We start from the raw sequence: 22223 nt of genomic DNA, 5'->3' as shown, positions 1-22223 counted from the left end.
CTTACTTTTCCTCCCTGAGTGATGCGAGCATTGACCCCTTAACCTGTTGCTCGCTCTGGATACATTCCGTCAGCTTTTCGCCTGGCTGAACCCTGTCGCAGACAGAATTAAACATACGATGAAATCCCATCGCATCCTGTGCACAGAAGTCCTTTGAACTCTCACTGGCATCTGCGGTTATCCTATTGAAATACAAGCGATGAGCACGGTGACCTGCCACTATCCATAAGCGGGACGAATATTGTGAGGCCAGTGCTGTCAGTTGCTCCTGTTGCGCTTCAGACTGGAGCACATTCCCGGCGTCATCCGTCTGTCCGTTCATCAGAACATCATCCGTCGTGATAGCCTGCATGTAAGAGTCGGCCTCCACGATTTGCCACTGCCGGACCGATTGTGCAAGCCCGTTGGTGCCTGGCGCATCAGACAAACGGAGCACCGGTTTCAGGTTCTGACTGACAGGTTGAGAAGAAAGGAGATTTGCCAGTGGCATCTTTGGTAAATTCAGCGGCAATGTCGCAGGCCCCGCAAGCATCGTCCTTTTCACCTTACGCATATATGTTGCCGTCGTGCCGTACTCCACCTTCCCTGCTTCCAGCTTCAGGTAACTGCCACCACCCATCAGCGTGATGCGCTTTTTCCCGGCAAACGAGATATCACTTTCTGAGGTCAGGGTGAGTTTCTTCTCTGCAAACAGCCGCATGCTGGCGTTCTGGGCCTGCATCTCTATCGGGCCTTCTCCCGCTTTCAGGCTTAGCTGCCCGGTGCGGGCAAAGAGCCCCAGTTTCTCCCCGGCAAGCGCGGTCATATTGCCCATCACGCCAGCGCTGATGTCGCCACCGGCATTTATCGAGACGTTTTTCGTGGCGGTCATTTGCAGGTGTTCACCGCTGGTGAATGCCATCCCTTGCGGGGTGGAGAACAGCACCGCGTCGTTAAGCGGTTTCAGCCGTTGTTCAAACATCCGTATCTGGCTGTCAATATCAGCTTTCAGGGCTTCTGCCTGCTCTGCCGCCATTTCAAGCTGTTGCAGTTGCTGGTTTAACTGGTCGATTTCCTTAAGTGCCGCGTCCATATCCAGCACCTCACCCCGGGCTTTGTCCTGCTTGTCCGCACTGACAAACAACCCTTTTCCGGCGCGGATGGTGACGCGTTCATCGGTGCGCAGCTCGGTGCCTTTACCTCGGGGTTTTCCCTGCGCATCCACCAGATGGCCGGTGTTGAGCTGGGTTTTGCCGTATTCCGTGGCGAGCTTGATATGTTCTTCGCCGCGCTGGTCTTCCATCCGCAGCTTGTTGTTCGCAGGCGTTCTGAGAACGTTGCGGGTGTGGTTGTCGCGGTTAACGTGGTCCGGGTGTTCTGAGTCGTGCATCGCATGAGCGATATACGGCAGGTCGACGTCGCCGTTGCTGTAGGCTATCGCCACTTCGGTACCGTCGGTGAGCGGCGTATGCCAGCCGAGGTCGACAGCCATTCCTGGCGGGTCATGATGCCATGCACCGTTTTGCCACTGCGCATCCGGAAGGTGGCGTACTTCATCAGCACCTGCTCCGGGGCAATGTTTGCCTGCGGGGTGGTAAATTCGGCTCGCTTAACGCTTCCCGCCCGGTAAAATTCAGCACATCCGGCAGCACGCTACTGTCGTTAATCTCAAGAGAATAGCGTGTCTGTCCGTCATAATCAGGTGCTGAATAATCGACCACCTTCTTAGCTTATATAAACACTTCCACCATCATCCCTCATCAGAAGTTTCCATGTGGCAGGGATCGGTTTTATCGGCGCAAACATATCTCCCTGATATTGAGCAGCTTCTGGCATCAATTTCCCAGCCTCAACGTGAGCAAACTGCTGTTGCCCTCCGGCTATAGTCGCCCAGCGTCCTGAATGAGGGCAATGCTCACCACTCCGGCAGGTAATTCGCTTGCCCGGGTTATCATCCAAGAAATATTCTGATTCATCTGGAATAGTACCGTCGCAATAACGAGTGTCTTCCCAAATAAGGCGCCATTCAATTGATTTTTTTTCCATTTCATGTGATTCGAAAACATTAATGAAAGGAGCCCTTGCGCCACTTATTAAATAATTAAAACAGCCCTTATTAACAAAGTCACCAATCCCAACTGGAATGACCTTCCATTTAAAGTCCAAACTGAGTTTTCCTGGCTCCCATATACCGTCACAAGGAACAATATCTCCAGTAGAAATCATTTTCTTTTGTTCATTAGGAACCATTGGCAAATTCTTTGGGAAAATGGGGCGGGGTAATGAATAAAATTCACTCTCATATAAAATATCACTAAACAAGAAATTAACATTGGTAATATTAGCCACCATGTCTTGTGGTTCTGTTATATATTCTGTTCCCGCATACTCTTCTGCCAGACGCAATTTATTGATCTGTTCAACCTTTGGAGGATAAGGCCACTCTTGTATTCCTCGTTCATGGTATCGGCCAAAGAAACGTGATTTAACTATATCAACTGGCTTATAGAGTTGGTACAAATCACCATTTGTGCGCCATACATGTCGGTGACCTTTTCCAAGCTCTTCAATGCCTTGATCATAAAGACATAGAGCTTCATAGATTCTGACAAGATTATTGGGGTCTAACGCATCGGGATCATTTTCCGGCCAGGTTTTTACCGCCTGTTCATAGGTTGCTGCAAATATCGCCCAGGCATCTCGTTTACGCTTCCATAGGCTGTAACTGCTGAGTCGCTTAAGCAACCAGAATACCTGCCGACGGGTGTTATCATCATTCATTGAATACGTATTCAGCAGTTTCATAAATTATTCCTGTTCTGCCTTTGAAGTCTGATGTTCTGCACGAACACCGCTAACGACTGCTCGCGTTCCAGTTTTGCTTTGTAATTCAGTGTCAGACAACTGACGGGTTTCAGCAAAGGGTGGTTTAATATTATCAGGGTTGTCAAAACCATATTTTCCATTCACCTCTTGCCAGCCCGTAGGTTTGAACTCAATATGAATGCCATTAATTTCAGTACTGAATGCTTTATTACTTTGTTTAACTTCTTTCCCGATATCCGATATTTTCTGAGCCAGATCACCCAGATTGATAATCACCTGTTTACCGCCGCCATCAAGATACTGATTGGGTAACTCTTTACCGAACTGTTCAGCAATATTGCCATGCCAGGCAGTTACATGAGGCATAATTGATGCAAAGTTATCAGGCAGTTTCATCACAACAATAAATCCATTACCGTTCCACTCATCCAGTACTGCTGCTGGTAATCGCCAGTTTTCTGCCGATGTAGGAACCTTTTCAAAACCCCAGAAAGCGGTCGCGCGACCTCCAGCATAACTTTCCTGAGCATCTTTTGTCGCATGACCAAACACCCGGTAAAGTGTGCTTCCTGCCAAATCTTGCGCATTCATTGCAGTGACTTTACCGCTAAATGAAGCTACAGCTGGGAATATTTTTTTCTTCCCAAAAGCCGGGCTTCCCCCTTCATAAGCCAGTAAATCTGGGTATCCGACCATTGAATACTGCTCACTTAATTTTTCAAAATCCTTTACTTCCGCCGAATTACTCGGAAAGCGTGAACCCTGTTTTGCAGCAACATGAACTTCTTTTTCCAGCAAATACGCCTCAGCCTCCCGCCGCACTTCTGCACGTCCCGCCCCGGTCGCCACAGTATGGATTTCACCCTTATACACCATGGCCTGAAGCACCCGCAGTTTCGCATCCAGCTCTTTCAGCGCCTGTGGGATCATCTTCGCCGCCAGCGGTTGCAGTGCCGCAAAGCCATCCCGCACACGGATCAAATCGGCCTGCCACTTTTCCGGCAACATCTGCCCGATTCGGGCTTTCAGTATCTGGTTTATCGCCGTGATCATGGTATGGCAAAAATCACTCATCTTCTCAATAAGCTGCGCCTGATACTGAACCACATTCAGTTTATTCAGCCACTTCACTGCATCGCCTTCACCTACACGGTTCAGGAACTTAATGATATCGCTCAGCGTTTCAACATTCTCTGCCGCTTCTTTTGTCACCCTCAGTGCCAGACGCCCGACCCCTTTAATCACACCACCAATTACCGGGATCAATGCAAACAGCAGGATCACCAGGAATACCCATTCACTGACGCTTTCCCGTTTACGGGGATCTTTCGCAAGCCCCATAGAGACGGCGATCAAATCACGTACTGCCGTCACATCACCGACCAGCGGGATCATGCCAATCACCGCATCAACAATAATCTGGCTGATGGTCTGTTTTTCATTAAAAGAGCCCTGAAGCGTCCCCCATATCCATTGCCCCGTTTCCAGGCTGGTTTCTTTGAACCACGCAACACCCGGCATACTCATTCAACACCTCCGCTGTGTTTTGCTATCAGTGAATCCAGATCGGATTCAGTGAAAGATGAACCGATAAACTGCTGGTTATCCATCTTATCTTTGCGCAAATAACTCCGCGTATCAGGACCAAATTCAACCTGCATACCACCTGCCGGAATATCTTCCATATGCAGATATCCGGCACCATCAAGATTTCCTGTGCGCACCGAACCGTCCGCCAGTGTCGCCGTAAAGGGCGCCCCCACTACTGGAGCATCGTCATGATACAGATACTGCATAAGCGCATCGGCAGAGTCTTTTACCGGGCCAGACAGCCACGGCATTTCCGGTTTCTGCGAAGCCGCCCCAGCCGCCATGGTCCTTTTCACCTTACGCATATATGTTGCCGTCGTGCCGTACTCCGCCTTCCCTGCTTCCAGCTTCAGGTAACTGCCACCACCCATCAGCGTGATGCGCTTTTTCCCGGCAAACGAGATATCACTTTCTGAGGTCAGGGTGAGTTTCTTCTCTGCAAACAGCCGCATGCTGGCGTTCTGGGCCTGCATGTCTATCGGGCCTTCCCCTGCCTTCAGGCTTAGCTGCCCGGTGCGGGCAAAGAGCCCCAGTTTCTCCCCGGCAAGCGCGGTCATATTGCCCATCACGCCAGCGCTGATATCGCCCCCGGCATTGATGGCAACGTTTTTTGTGGCCGTCATTTGCAGGTGTTCACCGCTGGTGAATGCCATCCCTTGCGGGGCGGAGAACAGCACCGCGTCGTTAAGCGGTTTCAGCCGTTGTTCAAACATCCGTATCTGGCTGTCAATATCAGCTTTCAGGGCTTCTGCCTGCTCTGCCGCCATTTCAAGCTGTTGCAGTTGCTGGTTTAACTGGTCGATTTCCTTAAGTGCCGCGTCCATATCCAGCACCTCACCCCGGGCTTTGCCCTGCTTGTCCGCACTGACAAACAGCCCTTTTCCGGCGCGGATGGTGCCGCGTTCATCGGTGCGCAGCTCGGTGCCTTTACCACGGGGTTTGCCCTGCGCATCCACCAGATAGCCGCTGTTGAGCTGGGTTTTGCCGTATTCCGTGGCAAGTTTGATATGTTCTTCGCCGCGCTGGTCTTCCATCCGCAGCTTGTTGTTCGCCGGCGTGCGCAGAATATTGCGGGTGTGGTTGTCACGGTTGACGTGGTCGGGGTGTTCTGAGTCGTGCAGCGCATGAGCGATATACGGCAGGTCGATGTCGCCGTTGCTGTAGGCTATCGCCACTTCCGTACCGTCGGTGAGCGGCGTATGCCAGCCGAGGGTGTCACCGGAATACGGTTTTGCCTGGCGCAGCCACAGGTAACCGTAACCCTGCTCTGTTCCTTCCCGGTCAAAGTCCAGTTTTACGCGGTAGCGGCCCAGTTCATCCAGGTGGGCGTAAATATCGTTCTTCTCGCGGCTTTCAATTCGCGCAGGCAACGTGCCGTGGATTTCTGGGCGCGAGATTTCAACCGGGCGAAAGCTGTAGCGTTCGCTGTAAGGCATGCCCCACACGGAGACATGCAGACGCGAATCCCGTGAAGCAGCAAAAGTGACCAGCGTGAGAATGACACCTTCCTGCAACGCAGCAATCACACTGCCCTGCGGCTCCAGCACCTGTCCCGGCGTCAGGTTTGACGCATTGCTGAACAGGTGAATACGCGCAGACCGGTTCAGTTCACGTTCATGGTGCAGACGGGCGTAAAACGCCCCACTTTCGGTGGCCGGCTCCGGATCGGTATCATCACCGGCTTCGCGGTACGGTGCGGCGTAGCGGTAATGTTCGCCCGTGGTCACCGCCTCATGACGCACGCTGACCGTGCTGTCCAGCGGTGTGCTGGCTGTACGGTAGTTGTAGTCGCGGGTGGCGACGCTACCGGTGACCAGATGGTGCCAGATGCGCACGTCCCACACCGATTCCGCTGCACCATCGAACAGACCGGAAGGTTCACTGTACGGCAGGCGCACATCAAACTGATAATTCAGCTGGCTGTCGGCAAAAATGTACATGTCCAGTTCACGGGTGTTGTCCATCTCCGTGCGCCAGTAAATCCCCACTTCAGACAGAATGCGCTGAACAAACGCCAGGTCCGTTTCCCGCCACTGGGTGATGACTTCACGCGGCGGATAGGTGCGTTCCAGACGAAATTCGAAATCAGCCCCTTCCAGCCCGTGTTTACGCAACACCTGCTCCACCACTTCCGGTACCGACTGGTTCTGGAAAACCGCACACTGGCGACTGTAGGACATCAGCGCCAGGCGCGAGCTGAGCGTAGCTTTATAGTGCGACTGGTCAGCGGAGGTAGACAGCCATTCCAGACGGGTCATGATGCCATGCACCGTTTTGCCACTGCGCATCCGGAAGGTGGCGTACTTCATCAGCACCTGTTCCGGGGCAATATTTGCCTGCGGGGTGGTGAATTCAATGTCCCATGTGAACGGCTCGCTTAATGCTTCACGCCCGCGAAACTTCAGCACTTCAGGCTGGACGGTGCTGTCATTAATCGCCAGCAAATAGCGGGTCTGCCCGTCAAATAGCGCTAACCAGTTATCCATCACTTCACTCCTTTACCGGTACCAGGCTGAGCCAGCCATCGCCCAGTTCAATGGTGCGCGGCTCATCCGGGTCAAGATCGTCGCGGCTCAGCACCAGACGCCATTGGTTGTCTTTTAAATCCGGGCGGTTAAACAGGGCAACTATCGCCACAAACTGGGCGTTTTCATCCATCGGCGTGTCGAGTGTGACGTTGCCGTTGGGCATCACCAGCAACTCTTTTGAAGCCAGCACATCCTCTTTGAGCACCGTATCGGCGTTACGCAACAGCGTCTGGTAATCGGCGGCTTCCACCGCTTTGCGGTCTTTGAGCTGATAGACCCGCACCATGGTTGCCAGCGGTGTCTGAGCGCCATCGGCGTTAATTGCGGTACGCGGGGCAAAATCCAGATGAAGTGTTTTGATCTTTTTATAAAAGATGGATTTCGTCATATTGACCGTGCCGTCCGTAACGGTCTGGGTCAGACCGCAGCCTGCAAGCAGGCAGCAGCCGATAAGCGTCAGCGCCCGCCAGCGGGTAACTGTTGCCATACATAAGTTCCTTTTAAGAGAGGGAGAAAGCGTGGTTAGTCGAAGCGGTAGTGGCCGTTTTCAGCCGACGGTAACATCTGGCAGTGCAGCCCTTCATAACACCCCAGGCTGACCGTCAGGGTTTCCCGGTTATCGCAGAGCTTGCCGTTTTTCAGACCAAGCAGGCCAGTGCGCCCGAGTTGAATACGGCGACTTTTGCCCAGGCGCGGTTCTGGCAGCAGACGAACCGGAACGGTCAGGCGCAACCGTGCATCGCTGCGGTAGCCCAGATAAACACGCATCAGTACCAGCAAGTCGGTATGGATATGTCCGCCAGGTAACCAGCCTTCGGCTTCATCAGGGTCTTCGGTGATGAGCGTCACCAGCACCCGGCTGCAGGCTTCTTTGGCGGTTTTACCCAGCGTCGCCCGTTGTGAAAGCTGTATGCGGTTAGCGCCTCCCAGGCCGCTGCGGTTGTCGATATGCACTTTAACGGGATCAGGTTCAGTGATCATGGCCCGCGTATGCGGGGCAAGCAGGCTGACCAGGGCGCGAATACCTTCCGCATTTCTGGTCGGCAAGCGCATGGTTCCCAGCAGTGCCAGAAAGCGCGAAACCGGTGTCGCTACCTGTTCAGCGGTACCCGGAATGCCCAGGCCCACCAGCCCCAGCAGGCATTGTGACGTAGCATCACGCCCACCCGCCTCGAAGGTGGCCGGATAAGCGTATTTACGCCAGATCCGGTAATACTGTGTGGTGATGCGGTGGCTGAAGATGTCCAGAAACGAAGTGAGCGCCTCATGCCCTTCCCGCCGCTGCGCAATGTCATCCAGATACATGCCTGGGAGCGGTGAATCCACGCCGTACATGCCCAGAAAGGTGGTGCGCACGGTCGGGGGCCGCTCAGGGTGATCTTCGTCAGTCTCGACGGTTTTCAGTGTGCTGACCGGAAATCCCATCCCCGGCCAGGGGCGGAAGCGCACCGGATCGTTTGCCGGATGGCTGGTCGCCCCGAGCTTTGGTGCGTCCGGACTTTCCTGCTCCAGCAACTGGCAGAAGCGATAAAAGTTGGCCCGCCAGATGTCCTTGTTGAGGGCTAGCGTCAGCCCGGTACGTGCTGGCTGTGACTCTCTTGCCATCTCAGTCTTTTCCCTGTCGGTTGCAGCACCAGTGTGAGCTGGTTAAAGAGGTGAATATCCGCATACAGTGCGAAGAAGCGGTGCAGCATCTCGCCGAAGAGATTTACATCGCCTTCGCCGGCAAAATTGTCCATATTCAGCGTGACCTCGATGTCCACGCCGCGCAGCATAAATCCTTTCTCAAAACGGCGGATCAGCGTGTGTTTCACTGCAACAATCGCCTCAAGGCGACGGCGATTCATCTCATCGTCCGTCCAGTCATACAGCGCCAGCGTTCCACGCAACACTTCAGGATTGTCCATCATGCTGAGGAAGTTCGAACCCAGATGGCTCATCACTCGCCAGTGGAAACGGTCGCTGGCGGGGGGATACAACGGCATGGTCGGCGCGGAGACATTCAGTACCCTGACCGGGACTTTGCCCGCCTTGACCACCCGGTCCAGCAGGGTGCTTTCCAGTGCTTTGCGCGGGAGCTGGCCGTTGGTGCCGGTGATGCGCATCGAGAGCGATTCGGGTTTCTCAGACAGTTGATCCAGCTCGAAAGAACGCCCACCGAGAATCAGCCAGGTGTCATACAGGCCAGAGGCCCCGCGTTTCACCCGAGTGTGGAAATAACGCTCCGGTGCATCGTGGCGCATCATGCCACCGCGATGGCGGAAGCTGGTGAACGGCACATACGGGTGCTTGCCGTGTTTCACCGCGCCATGGATGTTGTCAACACTGTAGATCTCAGTGTGGCCGTCCTGAAGACGCAGCGGGCGCAGCAGGTATTCATTGTCCAGCGGGTCAAGCGTTAGTGGGTCAGCTTCGAGGGTGAAGAGGTTGATGACCGGCGCACAGTGCAGGCGGAAGTTTTCAGTCTCAAACGGTAAGTCAGACGACCAGGCTTCGCTGAGCACAATGTCAATTTCAAACCAGTTGCTGGCAGGGTTAAGACCAATAGTTTCAAGCCCACGCAGTTCGATAAACATAAACTTCGGACGGAAGCTGAAATATTCCAGCAGCAGCTGATAACCACTGAAAGCGGAATCGGCCTTCTTCCACAGACCGTCATTGTCATCAAAGCCCATCGGTTTGCACCAGCCAGCAAACTTATGCCGCTCGGTGTGGGTACCGGCATGACGCGCATACATCGCGTGTACCTGGCGGGTCATCGCCAGATGCAGTGCCGAGCTGACCGGGCTTTCGGCGTTGAGAAAGATGGCGACTTTGTCGATGCCAGCCTTGCTCCAGTCCACTTTTTCCGGGCATTCAAAACTCAGGCGAATAGCAGAGCGCCCGTCCGTTTCGGTGTGCAGCCGGGCATCGGTAAGGGTCAGCGGCTGGAGCGGTACATCACGCGTGGTCCGGTACTGGCAGGGTGTTCTGTTCGGCCCGACCGGTCGCGATAATACGGAGAAACCTTCCTGTAACCGTTCAGACTGACGCAGACTTCGCCAGTCTGGCGAAAATTCCACGATCGCCAGTGACGGGATAGTGCGCATGTAGTGCGGCCACAGCAGGCTCACCAGCCCTTCGGTCAGTTCCGGCAGGTCGTCATCCAGTTTTTCACGCAGGCGCCCCATCAGGAAAGCAAAGCCTTCAAACAGGCGTTCTACGTAGGGGTCGCGCGCACCGGGTTTATCCAGGTTGAGCATCGCAGCTCTGTCCGGATGGGCGTGGGCAAATTCTTTACCGGCTTCGCGCAGATAGCGCATTTCGGCTTCGTAATAGCGCAGGGTTAAGTCATCCATGCACGGAATTCCTGAAGGTTATCAAACAAAAATTTAGCCGCAGAGCACCATGGCACGAGCAGGATCGATGGCAATCAATCCTGCCAGCAGAGCATCCATTTCGGGCATCAGTCGGGCTTTATCGCTCTCATTGCGACCGGCTTTCATGCGCAGCAGTTTCAGGCGGCGGGCCTGCACTTCAAATAACAGGGCGGGTTCCCAGTCGCCAAGGGTGAGTTGCGGGGCGCTGGACGTCAGTTCGCCCAGCAGATGCAGCGCCATATCGTTACGCCCGTACTGCTCGGCAACGCGTGCCATCAGCAGACGCACCAGCCAGCGATGACGCGGAGAGTCCATTCCAGGGCGGGACTGGAGCCAGGCGAGCGCGGCTTCCGGACCTTCAATGTCGCCCTTTGCCATCGCTTCCGATTCCAGTAACAACACATCGTCCGGCTGGCCGTTGGTCACCGTTGCCGGTTCGTCGCGGAAGATAAGCGCTTCCTCATTGACCTTTTCGGCAATCCACGCGGTGGTGACTTCATCAGCAAACGGGGTTCCGTCGTTCCAGGCCAGCCCTTCCAGGCCGGGTAAACGTTTGAGGAAAAAGCGCAGATCAAAAAGAATGGAGTCGGACCAGGCTTCCCACGGCTGACCGGCATGGCTAAGCCCCTGCCAGAGGTACCACTGGAGATCGAGCCAGAAATGGTTCACCCCTTCGCAGTACATCTGGCTGGCCTGTTCGACCAGCTCAGCCCAGTTTTTTTGCAGATACAGGCGCTTTAATTGCGCCCGGTATTCCGGTTTCGGCGGGACCAGGCGCGAACGTCCGCTGCTGTCCAGCGGCGGGATCTGCTCGACTGTATCCCAACGCACGGTTTTCATCATGCGGTGAGAGGCCAGCCAGCCCTGCGGCTGTTCACCCAGCCAGCGGGAAAGTAACTTTGTCTGGTCGAGTAAATCGCGTCCAGATTTCACCACTGACAGCTTCGGGGAATCAGTAAGAACGGATTCGCGCCCGGCATCCTGCATACTGCTGTTCTGGGGGACTAACGCATCCATCCCGCCAGAGCGTGCCAGGCGATTTTCAAGCGCCGTACAAAGGCCGGCAAAAGAGGGTTTTTCATTGTCAGGCCAGTCAGCAACCGTTGCCGCCAGCAAGTTCACAGCCCCAACGGTCATACTCGCGTCATCGCGGTCGACCTCCGGCCACTGCGAGAGTGTGTCGAGCACTTTGGCGCTGTTCAGCCATTCCAGCGCGGCCTTGCGGGCATTGGGGCGCTGTGGATGGCAAAGCTGACCGTAGCGGGAGATCATCGCCGATAACAGCAATAAGCCTTCCGCCAGCCCTTTTTCGCCGTCGCGGCTTAGACGGGCCTGGCTGTACCAGGTCGCGACCCGAATATCTTTGGCACTCTCGCAAAGACACTTTTCCGCCAGCCCACACAATAATTCTGCATCGGTTCCGGAGAGCTTATTGATCTCCTCACGCATCAGCAGAAAATTATCGTCATACGCCGGATCGTCGCCGGTTTCCTGTCCGGGAGCAAACGGGCGTAGCCAGTTATCCCAGAGTGGCAGGGCGTCCGTCGCCCGCGAGAGCAGGCGTTGCTGCTCCTCATTATTGGTGCTGCATACGGATAACAGCGCTTCTGGTGAACTCATTTTTATTCCTCCCTACCCGCATCAACGCTGAAGATAGACTCCGGCAACCTGAACCCCTGGAGTTTCAGCAGTGCCAGCGGGCCGTCACCCAGTTCACTGCGCATCACGAACGTCAGCGGATTGCTGTCCGCAGCTTTCCATACCAGTTGAGTGCGGCTTCCATCAAGGGGGGTGACCTGTGCTTTATCCAGTAAGCGGATGAATCCCCAGTTGCCCTGATTGTGGGTATACAGCTGCATACCGCTATTCACGCTACGCCAGCTGAGACTGACGCCGGGATAGTACGTTTTCCCCGGCCAGGTAAAGCTTTGCCAGCTTTCCATCTGGTTGAAGTAGTCGAGGTTCTGCTCATCTATTGTCAGTTGGATACGGGCAACATCCCGCGTTGGGCGCGCCATCAGTTCAAAATTCACGCCAGCGTCACCCTGGGCAAAAACAATGTCCGACAGCTCGGCCAGTTGGTTAATCGCTCTGAGGAAATCGGCACTCACCACCATCCCCTGGCTTGCCGCAGGATCAACCACCCATCGGTTACCTTCCTGATGGAGGATGCCACCGAGGTTAGTTTTGAGGAATGTGGTGATTCGCCCCGAGTCACTGCGCAGGAACTGGGCCAGCAGCGGTAATGAGGCATCGCTACCGGTCGCATTAAACGGATAGCGACCGGCAAAGGCTTTGTTCCATTGGTCAACAATGGTGGTCTGCCAGCGGGTGTTAAGGCTTCCCGCCGCTGGGGCCAGCACCTGTCGCCAGGCCAAATCCAGCGGGAGCACAAACACAGACTGGCCGAAGCCACTCCACTCCTGCCCCAGGCTGGCAGCGACCAGGCTGCCGTAATCACGAGTGTCGGTCAGATCAATGGCTTTCCCCTGGAACACGGTTTGCGCCAGCATCTGGGACATCGCCTGGGGATCGGGTGCACTGGTGACCTGCTGGAGTTTGAGTCGCACCTGCGTGACACGGGCAAGCCAGGACTGGAAGCTGAGATTACCGTCATTGCCGGTGCCCTCTTTGCCATCCATCAGCCCCATCAGCGGACCAAATACCCCATCAAGCGGGCCTTTTGGCCCCTGCGCCTGCTCGATAAACTGCTTGGCATTTTTCTTCTTGCCGATCAGCTGTTTCGCAGAATCCACAATCGAATCCGCCAATGCTTCACCCTTCTGCCCGGTTTTCCCCTGCCAGGCGAGCGTGTTCATCAGCGCCACCAGCGGAGACTGGCGGACATCGCCAATCAAGTTGAGCTGGGCAATGGCCTCAGAAAGCGAAGCCGCTTCCTCCCAGTGAATGCTGTTGACCATATTGAGCCAGGCGTTACCAAAATCGGTGAAGTAGCGTTCTGTCAGACGCTCTTTCAGGGCTTCGGGAGCAATATCACCGCCCGGCTGACGGGTTTTATCCGTCAGCACCCAGTCAATTTCATCGCGGCGGGTTTTGACCACTTCGTCAATCGCCTCCTGCACCTGCTCTTCCCACGCCTGGCGGGTGAACATCCCCGGCACCACTTCTTCGGTGTTGAATACCGTTGAGGAGTCAGTGTCACCGGTCATGTCTGCCAGCGTAAGATCAGGCCAGTTGCTGGCAATGCGTTTAAGCATGTCCTGATACAACCCTGATTCAGCATTACGCTGCCCGATCTGCTTGAGCAAAATCTGGCGCACCGTGCTGATGAGTTCAGCGTCGGGCTTAATTGCCCATTCCGGATGTGCCGGGAGGTTTTGTGCATAAAAGCCCAGCAGTTTTGGGGCCAGCTCCTGCCAGGTGCCGTCCGGTACCCCCTGACGTTTCGGCCAGGAAGCCAGTACATTTTTCGCCAGCCACTGCGCGTCTGCTTTATCCGGACGGGCCAGCATCAGATAGCCTTTGAGCACATCGTATGCCCGCTGAGTGCTCTGGGTACGGGCATCGCTGGCAGGGGGCAGTTGCACAAATGCGTTCAGTTGCTGCTTCAGGTGGGCTGCTGTGGCATCACGCATCAGCAAGGTATTGTTGCGCGCATACAACGGCCAGAGTGCAGCCAGCGTGTCGCGGTCCTGATTCAGCCCAAAGCGGGTGTACCATGGCGCGCCCTTCGCTTCACGGTTTTGCAGACGGGCAATGGCCTGTTGTAGAACGAGCTGATTCCGCAAGCGTTCAGCCAGTGGCAGTTTGCTGTCAGCTGCGATACGGGCGGTGTTTTGTGCCTGGTAAATTTGCGCACGGTTTACGGTGAGAGACAGCAGCGTACCCGCGCCCCACAGAACCACCAGAGCAAGAATGAGCAAACGCAGCCCTTGCAGCCAGTCGAAGGTGATTTTCTTTGGACGGACAGCATCGCAGTCGTCAATGATGGCTTTCCATGCCGGGGTGTCGAGACGTGTATTGGGTAGCGAACCGGCAACCGCCAGCTCAGGGCTAAACATCGCGCCCCGCAGGCGATAAGCCGCGGAACCCTGCATCATGCCGGTAAACAAAACATTCAGGCTCGCTTTCAGTTCGCCCTGCAAACGGGAAGAGAGTTGCAGCAGCCCGTCATGTTGCGGGTTGTGCAATATCTGAGACATCCCCACCTGGCGCAGGCGGGGTATCAGCGTATCCAGCGTTGAACTGGCGTCATCCGGTATGGCGACCGGGCCAAACATCGCGCCGACAGCCGCTGGCTGGCTCTCACCCTGAGAGCCTATCTCTTTATCGGTCAGCCACACCCAGACAGGTGCCTGCCAGCCCAGCAGTTTATCGGCTTTCTGCCGGCTGCGTAAAAAGGCGTCACGTTCGATGTCTGTCGGTAACGCGGAGGTATTTATTACCTGCACGATGCCATCGATGGGGTGGCGTGGGCGAATTTGCTTCAGCTCTGACAGAAACGCTTCATCGGGTTGCAACGAGGCACTACCTGCGTGAATAAGTACGCTCCCGTCACCTTCCTGCCACATATCGCGGCTAAGGCCAGGAACGGCTTTTTCGATGTCTGCATCTTCACCCTGAACCAGTAAAATCCGAACTTTGGTTTTCCAGTGGCGGCCATAGCGCAGGCTAAGATGCTCTACGATAAACTCAGAGAGAAATTGCGATGTGACTTCATCGGTATGACTAGTGAGTGCAGATAATTCATTGTCCGCCTGCTGGTTTGCGCGCCATTTGACATACAAACCTGATTTCCCCAGCCGTTCAAACATGCGTTCGATAGTCCAGGCAATAATACCTACGGCAATCACAAGTAATGCACAATACAGAGCGATGCCCATACCGTCGAATGGTCCAAAGCCCGTAACCCTTGCAGTTGCCTCCGGCCAGAACCAGAAAAGACCGGATATCATCAGAACCATGCAAATAAGAAACAGCGCTATAGAGCCAATAATGGATGAGATTTTCATGACTGATTTACACGATCCCTGATGTTTTTTCTGAGGTCACTGCACATAACTGGTGGCAGGAAGAGGAGGTTTCCACGACAATAATCTGTGGCTCTGCATCGGTCTGACATTGTCTTGCTGCCAGAATCAATGATTGCCAGGGAGCCGCAGCACCGGTATATCCGATTACCGAGTCTATATTTACATTTCGTTGTGCAGCCAATTTCGGAGCTAAAGCAGTACAGGCATTACTCCATATCTCACCACTTGATAGCTTCCCACCCGTTATCCATCCCCTCAGCGGTGCTGTTATGTCAAGTTGTCCCCAGAGCATTGCCCTGCTTAGAGCATGATTGAGCGTATCTTGCTGATTAATTTGAGGGCGATGAATCCGAACAGCAGATGAAGGTATAGCTGCAAGTTGCCGGTTGCTCAGCAGAATCATGGTGACGGCTTCTCCACTGTCTTGTGGAGGGGATTCAAAAATCTGAGCACTGATAATAAGTAATGCCGTGGGATTATTATGGTGACTGTCTAGCCAGTAATCGATAATACTGACCCCTGTCAGATTCCGTATTCTTCGCAGAGGCAAATTAATCTTTGAAAATAATGCATCTGCTGATTCAGACAGATTTTCGCTCAGGTCAAATGCAACGTAACACGGCATTGTGGCGGGTAATCGGGCAACCATATTTCTGGCATGTCCGCTGATATCCTCACTATAACTCTCAAATATGGCTTTTGGTTTCCCCTGGTCTGGTAAGGCTGTATGCCTTATCGTGCTGACACCATCTCTTGCCAGGCAATGATTAATAATTGAAGATTTATCCAGTGCAGCCTGTTGCGTTTTCTTGTCGCCAGGCTCACCTGTTTCAAGGGCATTAATAAGATATTCATCCACTAGCCAGGCAAAGCGTTGCCCCCGGGATGTTTCAGATGCAATTAATGCTTCCCGTTCTTTATTCCATGAATGGATACCGACACGTTCCAGTTTGTATCCCACACGGCGCAAGGTAAAAAGACTTCCCCATGCCAGAACAGGTAAAAAAATTGCTGCAAACCAAAATTTGAAACCAGTACGAGCCCCTTGCCAGAACCAGAGAGTTAAACCGACTCCGGTCAGAAGAATTATCACTGCAGCTATGACCCAACGAACTGTTCTGGGTCTCTGGATATCAGGCGCTTTATCGGGAATAGCATCGAGATTTACAGGCATAATTAACCGACCAGTGCGTCCGGTAAAGAGGTAATAAGTGTGCAGCCACAACCACATTTATGACCGTGAAAAGCAACTGGAATACCATTGTCCAGATAATCGGGATTACCTTCTACTATGGTTGTTGGCCCATGCCCCTCAACAGGACAGGAAACCTTATCTCCTTTACGGGCTACTCCAATACCACCAAAAATCATCGAGGATGAGCCTGACTGAACTGCACCGCCGTGGGTGGTTTTGTCTCCGATTCGAATAATTCCTAGCATCAAAACCCCTTTAAGCTTGATGAGACCAGAGCCTTAAAATAAACGGTTGCACGGATATTTATAAAATATTTACTGTAAATCAAAATCTTCAGACTTCATCCAATATTCAATGAATTTCCCAGAACCTGTCTTATATTTAATCTTGTAAAACGCCCCATTCTTAGACATGTCAGTTAGTGTTACATTATCGCCTTTAATTAAATAAGATTTTGTTATGGAATCCAGGTCTGCACTCTTAAAAAGAATGGCTTTGTTGACTGTAACCTGCCCAATCAACTCTTTTCTTTTTGTAAAGTCATCACCACCAGACAATAAAATTGTGTCTGTTTTTTTATCATCTAAGAAATAGGTCCTTTTAGTTTGCTCACAACCAACGCATGAATCTCTGAAAAGAAGTTTCCACTTACCACCAGTATTTATTTGGTAAATATCTTCATTCCATTCTCCGGCATCACGCCACGAACTGATAATTTTATTGTCGTGCATGGATAGATTGCAAATTTGGTTGTTTACCCCAACTGTTGGAACATTATTAATCGTATCACCATTAATTCCAAACAGCACAGAACACTTGTTTATTTCACTAACTGTTGTTGCGACCAAATACTTGTTGCCTAAATAATTTTCAATTGATACGTATTCATAGCCACTGTTGATTATTTTTTTAGCTTCTGACGGAATTGAAAGACCTTCACAACCATTTGAGTTGCAACTGGAAGCATTGCTAATCGCTATGCCTGAATGAATGAAGCAGATAAAAAAAATGAAATAAAATATTTTATTTAACATTATTCCAAACTCCATGTTTTTTTGATTTCATTGAAGTAGCGCTGTCTTTCTGCCAATCCATTATCACCTCCATTTACGGCCTTAGTTATTAAGCGAACATTATTCTTGTCATTATCAATTAACACATTAATATCGCCCCTCGCATTGAATTTCTCTGTTATACCACCGTTATTCCGCCAAAACCATGCTGAGGCTTTGATTGTGTTTTCCATATTTTCAGCAATCAGTTCAGGGTTTGCTACAAATCCTCCACCAGAATACTCAGAAAACAATCTGTAATTTTTTTTCCATGTTAATTGAATAAGTCCTCGACCTCTATATTTAGGACCATCACCTACTACTTTATTTTCATACTTCAATGCATCACGATGAACACCCGGGTCATATTGTCTTCCAGAACCAAACTCAAGAGTGGTATCCAAATGAGAAGACTCATGTAAACATTGAGAGAGGAAGTGTGCTTTATGGTAAGGCCCCGTAATACCATACGCTGTCATTACTTCATTAAGCATAATGACAAATTTTTGCTTATTAAATTCGTAAACATCCGGATAATTAGCTTGGAAGTTCTTTGCAAATACTTTTCCTCCACTCTTCCCTGTGAACCACGGATTCTTGTGACCTAAAAGAGATTCAATCATTTTAACTGTGATTTCATATTGATCGCTGTTATTTAATGCTATACAGAAGACCACCGGATGAAAATGCCACACCGGCTCTCCCTTCTTAAATGCATCGACCTTACTCATCCACTCACAGTCATCAAGCCACTGTTTAGCGTAGGCTACTCGCAGACTGTCATAATTCTGGAAGAACACGCTCCATCTGTGATGGCTGCTGCCTCCAAACCATTCACTGTCGTGTTTTACTATCAGGCGGGCTGCAATATCCCTGAGTCCCAGCTCCGGATGATGAAGAGCGTTATAAAGCTCCGCTCCGGAGAGCTCACCATCGCCATCTGCATCGATTTTCTTGATCAGATTTTTATAGAACGCAGAGACCTGCTTTTGCTGTATTCCCCGTTCTTTCCCTACTCTCTGCGACATCCAGTCGTAAGCACCTTTAACCCAGTTTTCACGCAACGACTTCGATACATCTGGTGAGGGATCCTCTTCAAGGGTTGTGAACCCCAGCTCCTTCAGGTCAAACTGATGTAATTCTTTCACATCATCCTGGCTCATCCAGTTTCGGGGGCTGACTTCAAACCACGTCTTACCGTCCTTGTCTTCAAACGGATTGCACTTATCCCGAGGGAGTATTTTTCCGCCATCTTTAAGAACGATGCAGGACATTGCCATGAACGTACTGTCCTTACCCTCGCCAGTCCTCTGGTAAAGAGACTTGCCTGACAATATTTGAATATACCGTTGCCCGCTGGTGATACCGGCTGGATTATTCAGGAATTCCGGCATTCGTGAATCAGTGCTGATAACCTCGATATGCGCGTAATGGCAGGTATCTACATTGCCTTTGCCAGCTGGGGCAATATCTTCTCCGAGAAAACCAATCGCATCACCCGCCTCTATTTCAAGCGGCGCTGCGGGTTTAGTCACAGAATCAAGTTCCCCCAGGTCTACCGCTTTATGCATCCAAACTGGCATCTGAGCGTACCGCTCGCCGTCTGGCTCCATAAATTCTGGTAGTAGTGTTATCCAGAACACCTCCCCTGAGGTTTCACCACTGGCGTTGAGCATTTTCGCTAACCCAAAAGGCTGTACAGTCCCGCCGTTACGAAAATCCTGCTGCCTCTGGATTATCACCCGTTCATCTTTTTTAAGCTCGCCACTTTTGGCTGGAGCCGCTGCGATGCCATCCGATGATGTGCTGTTTGCAAAGTTACTTGCAACTCGTTTTAGAAGGTCTGATTTGGCTTTGAAACATTTCGCTTTGGGGAATGCCGATAAGGGGGCAAGCCCCATATACAACGAGTAAAACTCCAGCCAACTGTTCTCTTTCTCAAGGTCAGGCTGGCAGCGCGATTTCACCAGCACAAAAGTACTGGAATATTTCAGTTCTTTTCCGTTGTAATCCGCTGTTTTGTAATCCTGATTAAGACGCCAGGCGACAACTTCACCTTTTGCCATGCACTGCAATGGAACGGCTGAGTCAACATTATCAGCACTCAACACTGAACCTGGGGCAGAAGCCTGGCTTATATGAATCCCCCCATGCCAGAGTTGATTTGTACCTGCAAGCCATGAACCATGCGGTTCACGACCAATAAGCCCTATTACATCGTCAAGGCTGGCATATTGACTGCCATTTTGTTTGCGTACCGGGAAACATATTTTCATTTCAGCAGTCCTTAGCGTGACAAATTACCATCGGTTGCAGGTGGCAGAAGTTCAAGAGAGGTTTTATCAAAGACAGGCATTTCGGTGTCGAGTGACGCCCCCCCCATAGGGACTTGGTAGCGCGAAGCTTTAACCAGATAATCACCATCCGACCCATGCTCTATCCCGTTCGCACTCAGTTTCAGGTACGAGCCACCGCCGTTGAGCGTCAGCGTTTTCGGGGTGGTGATAATGATTTCGTCGTCGCTACAGGTCACCGTGAGCTGCTTTTGCGAGAACAGCGCCATGGTGTTGTGCTGGGCCTGGATTTCGATATCCCCCTGGTTGGCGACAAGCTTCGCACCGGCCTTATGCACAAACAGTCCCAGCGCCTTTTCGACCGTCACTGACAGGTTTTTCATTGCGCCCATATCGAGGTGCTGGCCTGCGTTAATCATGGTGTTGCGGGTGCTGGTGAGCTGAAGGTGTTCACCGGAAGTCAGGGCAACACCTTGCGGGGCACTCGCCAGCAGGACGGCAGACTGAAGGTTTTTGAGTCGGTCGGTCACCAGGTTTATCTGGGTACTGATATCGCAGACTAATGCGCCAGCCGCTTCAGCGGCACTGTTCAGCGACTGCATCTGGCTGTTGGCCTGGTTAATCTGGTTAACCGCAGGCGTCATTTCCAGTACCGGACCCTGCGCTTTTGATTGTTCATTCGCCGTCAGGAAAATACCTTTCGCCGCACGGACTGCACCAAATTCATCAGTGCGCAGCTCAAATCCGCTGCCGCGCTGTTTGCGCTGGGCGTCGACCAGGTGCCCCATATTCAGCTGCGTTTTGCCATATTCCGTGGCGAGTTTGATGTGCTCCTCACCGCGCTGGTCTTCCATCCGCAGCTTGTTGTTCGCCGGCGTCCGCCAGATGTTGCGCGTATGGTTGTCACTGGTGACGTGGTCCGGGTGTTCGGAGTCATGCTGGGCGTAAGCGATGTAAGGTCTGTCCGGGTCGCCACTGTCAAACACCACCGAGACTTCCGTGCCATCGAGTAACGGCGCGTGCCAGCCATAGGTGTCACCGGCATACGGTTTCGCCATACGCAACCACAGATAGGCATAACCCGGTTCGCTGCTGTTGCGGTCGAAGTCCAGCTTCACGCGATAGCGCCCCTGCTCATCCAGCCAGGCATAGGTGTCGCCCTTCTGGGTGCTTTCCACACGGGCTGGCAGGGAGCCGGATATGACCGGGCGATTAAGCAGTGCCGGACGGTAGCAGACAGATTCACTGTAGGGGATACCGTCGAATTCAAGCGTGAAGCTGCTTTTACGCGAACCACTGCTGCGCACCGTGGTGATAACAATCCCGTCTTTCACGGTTTCGGGCAGCGTTCCGTCGGTTTCCAGTACCTGGCCTGGTGCCAGCAACGGGCTGGAGGAATGCCCACTGACGGTGTACTGCGCGTTCATCATGCGTTCATGGCGCAGGCGGGCAAAATACGCGCCGGTTTCAGTGCTTTCGGTATCGCCTTCTGACAGGAATGGCTCCGCGTAGTGGTACGTTTCCCCGGAAGTAATCCCTTCTTTGCCACTGATGCTTTCCGAGCTGTCCTGCGGTGTCAGTGCGTCCCGGTAGTTGTAATCACGGGTCGCCACACTGCCGCTGACAACGTGGTATGCGGTGTGAATATCCCAGATACTTTCCTGGCCGTTGTCACTCATTCCCGCCTGGTTACGCAGCGGCAGGTTGACGCCAAACTGATATTGTTGTTGAGTGTCCTGGAAGATCACCACATCCTGTTCAAGACGGCTGTCCATCTCAAAGCGCCAGAAAATCCCCACTTCTGCCAGCAGACGCTGCACGAACTGCAAATCTGTTTCGCGCCACTGGGTAATAAGTTCACGGGCAGGATATTCGCGCGACAGGCGAAACTCAAAGTCCGGCCCTTCCAGGCAATGCTTACGCAGCACTTGCTCGACGACTTCGATAACCGACTGATTGAGGAAAACCTCGCTACCTTTGGTATGGGCTAACAACGCAATACGTGGCACCAGCGTCAGTGCATAGCGTGTTTCATCTTTCGAGGTCGATACGCGGCGGAATGATTCAACCACACCAAAAACGCTACGCACCGGTACAGCTGGCGCGCCGGTAAACATCGGCATCTGCCAGGTAAAGCAAGCGGGCTTCAGCAGTAAAGTATCGCAGGCAATATCCGGAGTGATGCAGGTGAGTGAGACATCGTAACGCCAGGGTTGACTGAGTGATTCCACCGAACCGAAGCTCAGCACGTCCAGAAAATCAGTGCTGCCATGCACATCCATCCGGTAGCGTGACTGGCTCAATAGTTGTTTTATCTGGCTGACAGCATTATTTACCAGAGAGCTGTTCATCCTGAAACTCCTTTAGATATTCATATCCATTGGAGCGGATGAGCCACTCCAGCAT

At 52.7% G+C, this 22223-nt stretch carries 13 protein-coding genes and 1 pseudogene; all 14 read right to left on the bottom strand.

All coding sequences use genetic code 11. The annotated features are described in order from the left end of the window. Nucleotide 1: 1 nt before the first annotated feature. A pseudogene (locus tag MNO13_RS09825) lies at nucleotides 2-1456 on the bottom strand (DUF2345 domain-containing protein); the annotation flags it as partial. Between the two features lie 248 nt (nucleotides 1457-1704). Beyond that, nucleotides 1705-2784: an Imm72 family immunity protein gene (locus tag MNO13_RS09820; protein WP_241939912.1), complete on the bottom strand. Its 1080-nt coding sequence runs from the start codon at nucleotides 2782-2784 to the stop codon at nucleotides 1705-1707. 3 nt (nucleotides 2785-2787) lie between these two features. After that, entirely contained in the window at nucleotides 2788-4332 is a 1545-nt protein-coding gene (locus tag MNO13_RS09815; RefSeq protein WP_232887370.1) for a hypothetical protein, read from the bottom strand. Then, the gene (locus MNO13_RS09810; protein WP_241939911.1) at nucleotides 4329-6881 is read right to left on the bottom strand and encodes a type VI secretion system Vgr family protein; all 2553 of its coding nucleotides are present in this window, start codon (nucleotides 6879-6881) and stop codon (nucleotides 4329-4331) included. The genes MNO13_RS09815 and MNO13_RS09810 overlap by 4 nt, the downstream gene beginning before the upstream one ends. Nucleotides 6882-6885: 4 nt before the next feature. Beyond that, nucleotides 6886-7410: a type VI secretion system lipoprotein TssJ gene (tssJ, locus tag MNO13_RS09805; RefSeq protein ID WP_232887368.1), complete on the bottom strand. Its 525-nt coding sequence runs from the start codon at nucleotides 7408-7410 to the stop codon at nucleotides 6886-6888. Between the two features lie 35 nt (nucleotides 7411-7445). Continuing rightward, nucleotides 7446-8528, bottom strand: a complete 1083-nt coding sequence (gene tssG, locus MNO13_RS09800) for a type VI secretion system baseplate subunit TssG (protein WP_241939910.1) — start codon at nucleotides 8526-8528, stop codon at nucleotides 7446-7448. Continuing rightward, a complete protein-coding gene (gene tssF, locus MNO13_RS09795) occupies nucleotides 8492-10261 on the bottom strand; it encodes a type VI secretion system baseplate subunit TssF (protein WP_241939909.1) in 1770 nt (589 codons plus the stop codon). The genes tssG and tssF overlap by 37 nt, the downstream gene beginning before the upstream one ends. A 33-nt stretch (nucleotides 10262-10294) precedes the next feature. Further along, complete coding sequence (gene tssA / locus MNO13_RS09790) at nucleotides 10295-11902, bottom strand: type VI secretion system protein TssA (protein ID WP_241939908.1); 1608 nt, start codon at nucleotides 11900-11902, stop codon at nucleotides 10295-10297. Between the two features lie 2 nt (nucleotides 11903-11904). Further along, on the bottom strand, nucleotides 11905-15255 hold the full coding sequence (locus tag MNO13_RS09785) for an ImcF-related family protein (protein WP_241939907.1): 3351 nt from the start codon (nucleotides 15253-15255) through the stop codon (nucleotides 11905-11907). A gap of 7 nt (nucleotides 15256-15262) precedes the next feature. Continuing rightward, entirely contained in the window at nucleotides 15263-16450 is a 1188-nt protein-coding gene (locus MNO13_RS09780) for a hypothetical protein (RefSeq protein WP_241939906.1), read from the bottom strand. Nucleotides 16451-16452: 2 nt separating this feature from the next. Further along, complete coding sequence (locus MNO13_RS09775) at nucleotides 16453-16716, bottom strand: PAAR domain-containing protein (RefSeq protein WP_241939905.1); 264 nt, start codon at nucleotides 16714-16716, stop codon at nucleotides 16453-16455. Nucleotides 16717-16785: 69 nt separating this feature from the next. Next, nucleotides 16786-17505 (bottom strand): hypothetical protein, encoded by a 720-nt coding sequence (locus tag MNO13_RS09770; protein WP_241939904.1) that lies wholly within the window; start codon nucleotides 17503-17505, stop codon nucleotides 16786-16788. After that, a complete protein-coding gene (locus MNO13_RS09765) occupies nucleotides 17505-19799 on the bottom strand; it encodes a glycoside hydrolase family 19 protein (protein WP_241939903.1) in 2295 nt (764 codons plus the stop codon). Before MNO13_RS09765 ends, MNO13_RS09770 begins: the two co-directional genes overlap by 1 nt. Before the next feature lie 11 nt (nucleotides 19800-19810). After that, the gene (locus tag MNO13_RS09760) at nucleotides 19811-22168 is read right to left on the bottom strand and encodes a type VI secretion system Vgr family protein (protein WP_241939902.1); all 2358 of its coding nucleotides are present in this window, start codon (nucleotides 22166-22168) and stop codon (nucleotides 19811-19813) included. Between the last annotated feature and the right edge of the window lie 55 nt (nucleotides 22169-22223).

The sequence above is a fragment of the Buttiauxella ferragutiae genome (assembly GCF_022637515.1).
Classification (GTDB): Bacteria; Pseudomonadota; Gammaproteobacteria; order Enterobacterales; family Enterobacteriaceae; genus Buttiauxella; species Buttiauxella ferragutiae.
Note: the sequence above shows the minus strand (reverse complement) of the source record. Positions and strands in the feature narration are given on the sequence as shown.

What these genes read in the sequence shown, in the direction of transcription:
- MNO13_RS09820 (WP_241939912.1), bottom strand. Translation starts at nt 2,784, where the DNA reads ATGAAACTGCTGAATACGTATTCAATGAATGATGATAACACCCGTCGG.
- MNO13_RS09815 (WP_232887370.1), bottom strand. Translation starts at nt 4,332, where the DNA reads ATGAGTATGCCGGGTGTTGCGTGGTTCAAAGAAACCAGCCTGGAAACG.
- MNO13_RS09810 (WP_241939911.1), bottom strand. Translation starts at nt 6,881, where the DNA reads ATGGATAACTGGTTAGCGCTATTTGACGGGCAGACCCGCTATTTGCTG.
- tssJ (WP_232887368.1), bottom strand. Translation starts at nt 7,410, where the DNA reads ATGGCAACAGTTACCCGCTGGCGGGCGCTGACGCTTATCGGCTGCTGC.
- tssG (WP_241939910.1), bottom strand. Translation starts at nt 8,528, where the DNA reads ATGGCAAGAGAGTCACAGCCAGCACGTACCGGGCTGACGCTAGCCCTC.
- tssF (WP_241939909.1), bottom strand. Translation starts at nt 10,261, where the DNA reads ATGGATGACTTAACCCTGCGCTATTACGAAGCCGAAATGCGCTATCTG.
- tssA (WP_241939908.1), bottom strand. Translation starts at nt 11,902, where the DNA reads ATGAGTTCACCAGAAGCGCTGTTATCCGTATGCAGCACCAATAATGAG.
- MNO13_RS09785 (WP_241939907.1), bottom strand. Translation starts at nt 15,255, where the DNA reads ATGAAAATCTCATCCATTATTGGCTCTATAGCGCTGTTTCTTATTTGC.
- MNO13_RS09780 (WP_241939906.1), bottom strand. Translation starts at nt 16,450, where the DNA reads ATGCCTGTAAATCTCGATGCTATTCCCGATAAAGCGCCTGATATCCAG.
- MNO13_RS09775 (WP_241939905.1), bottom strand. Translation starts at nt 16,716, where the DNA reads ATGCTAGGAATTATTCGAATCGGAGACAAAACCACCCACGGCGGTGCA.
- MNO13_RS09770 (WP_241939904.1), bottom strand. Translation starts at nt 17,505, where the DNA reads ATGTTAAATAAAATATTTTATTTCATTTTTTTTATCTGCTTCATTCAT.
- MNO13_RS09765 (WP_241939903.1), bottom strand. Translation starts at nt 19,799, where the DNA reads ATGAAAATATGTTTCCCGGTACGCAAACAAAATGGCAGTCAATATGCC.
- MNO13_RS09760 (WP_241939902.1), bottom strand. Translation starts at nt 22,168, where the DNA reads ATGAACAGCTCTCTGGTAAATAATGCTGTCAGCCAGATAAAACAACTA.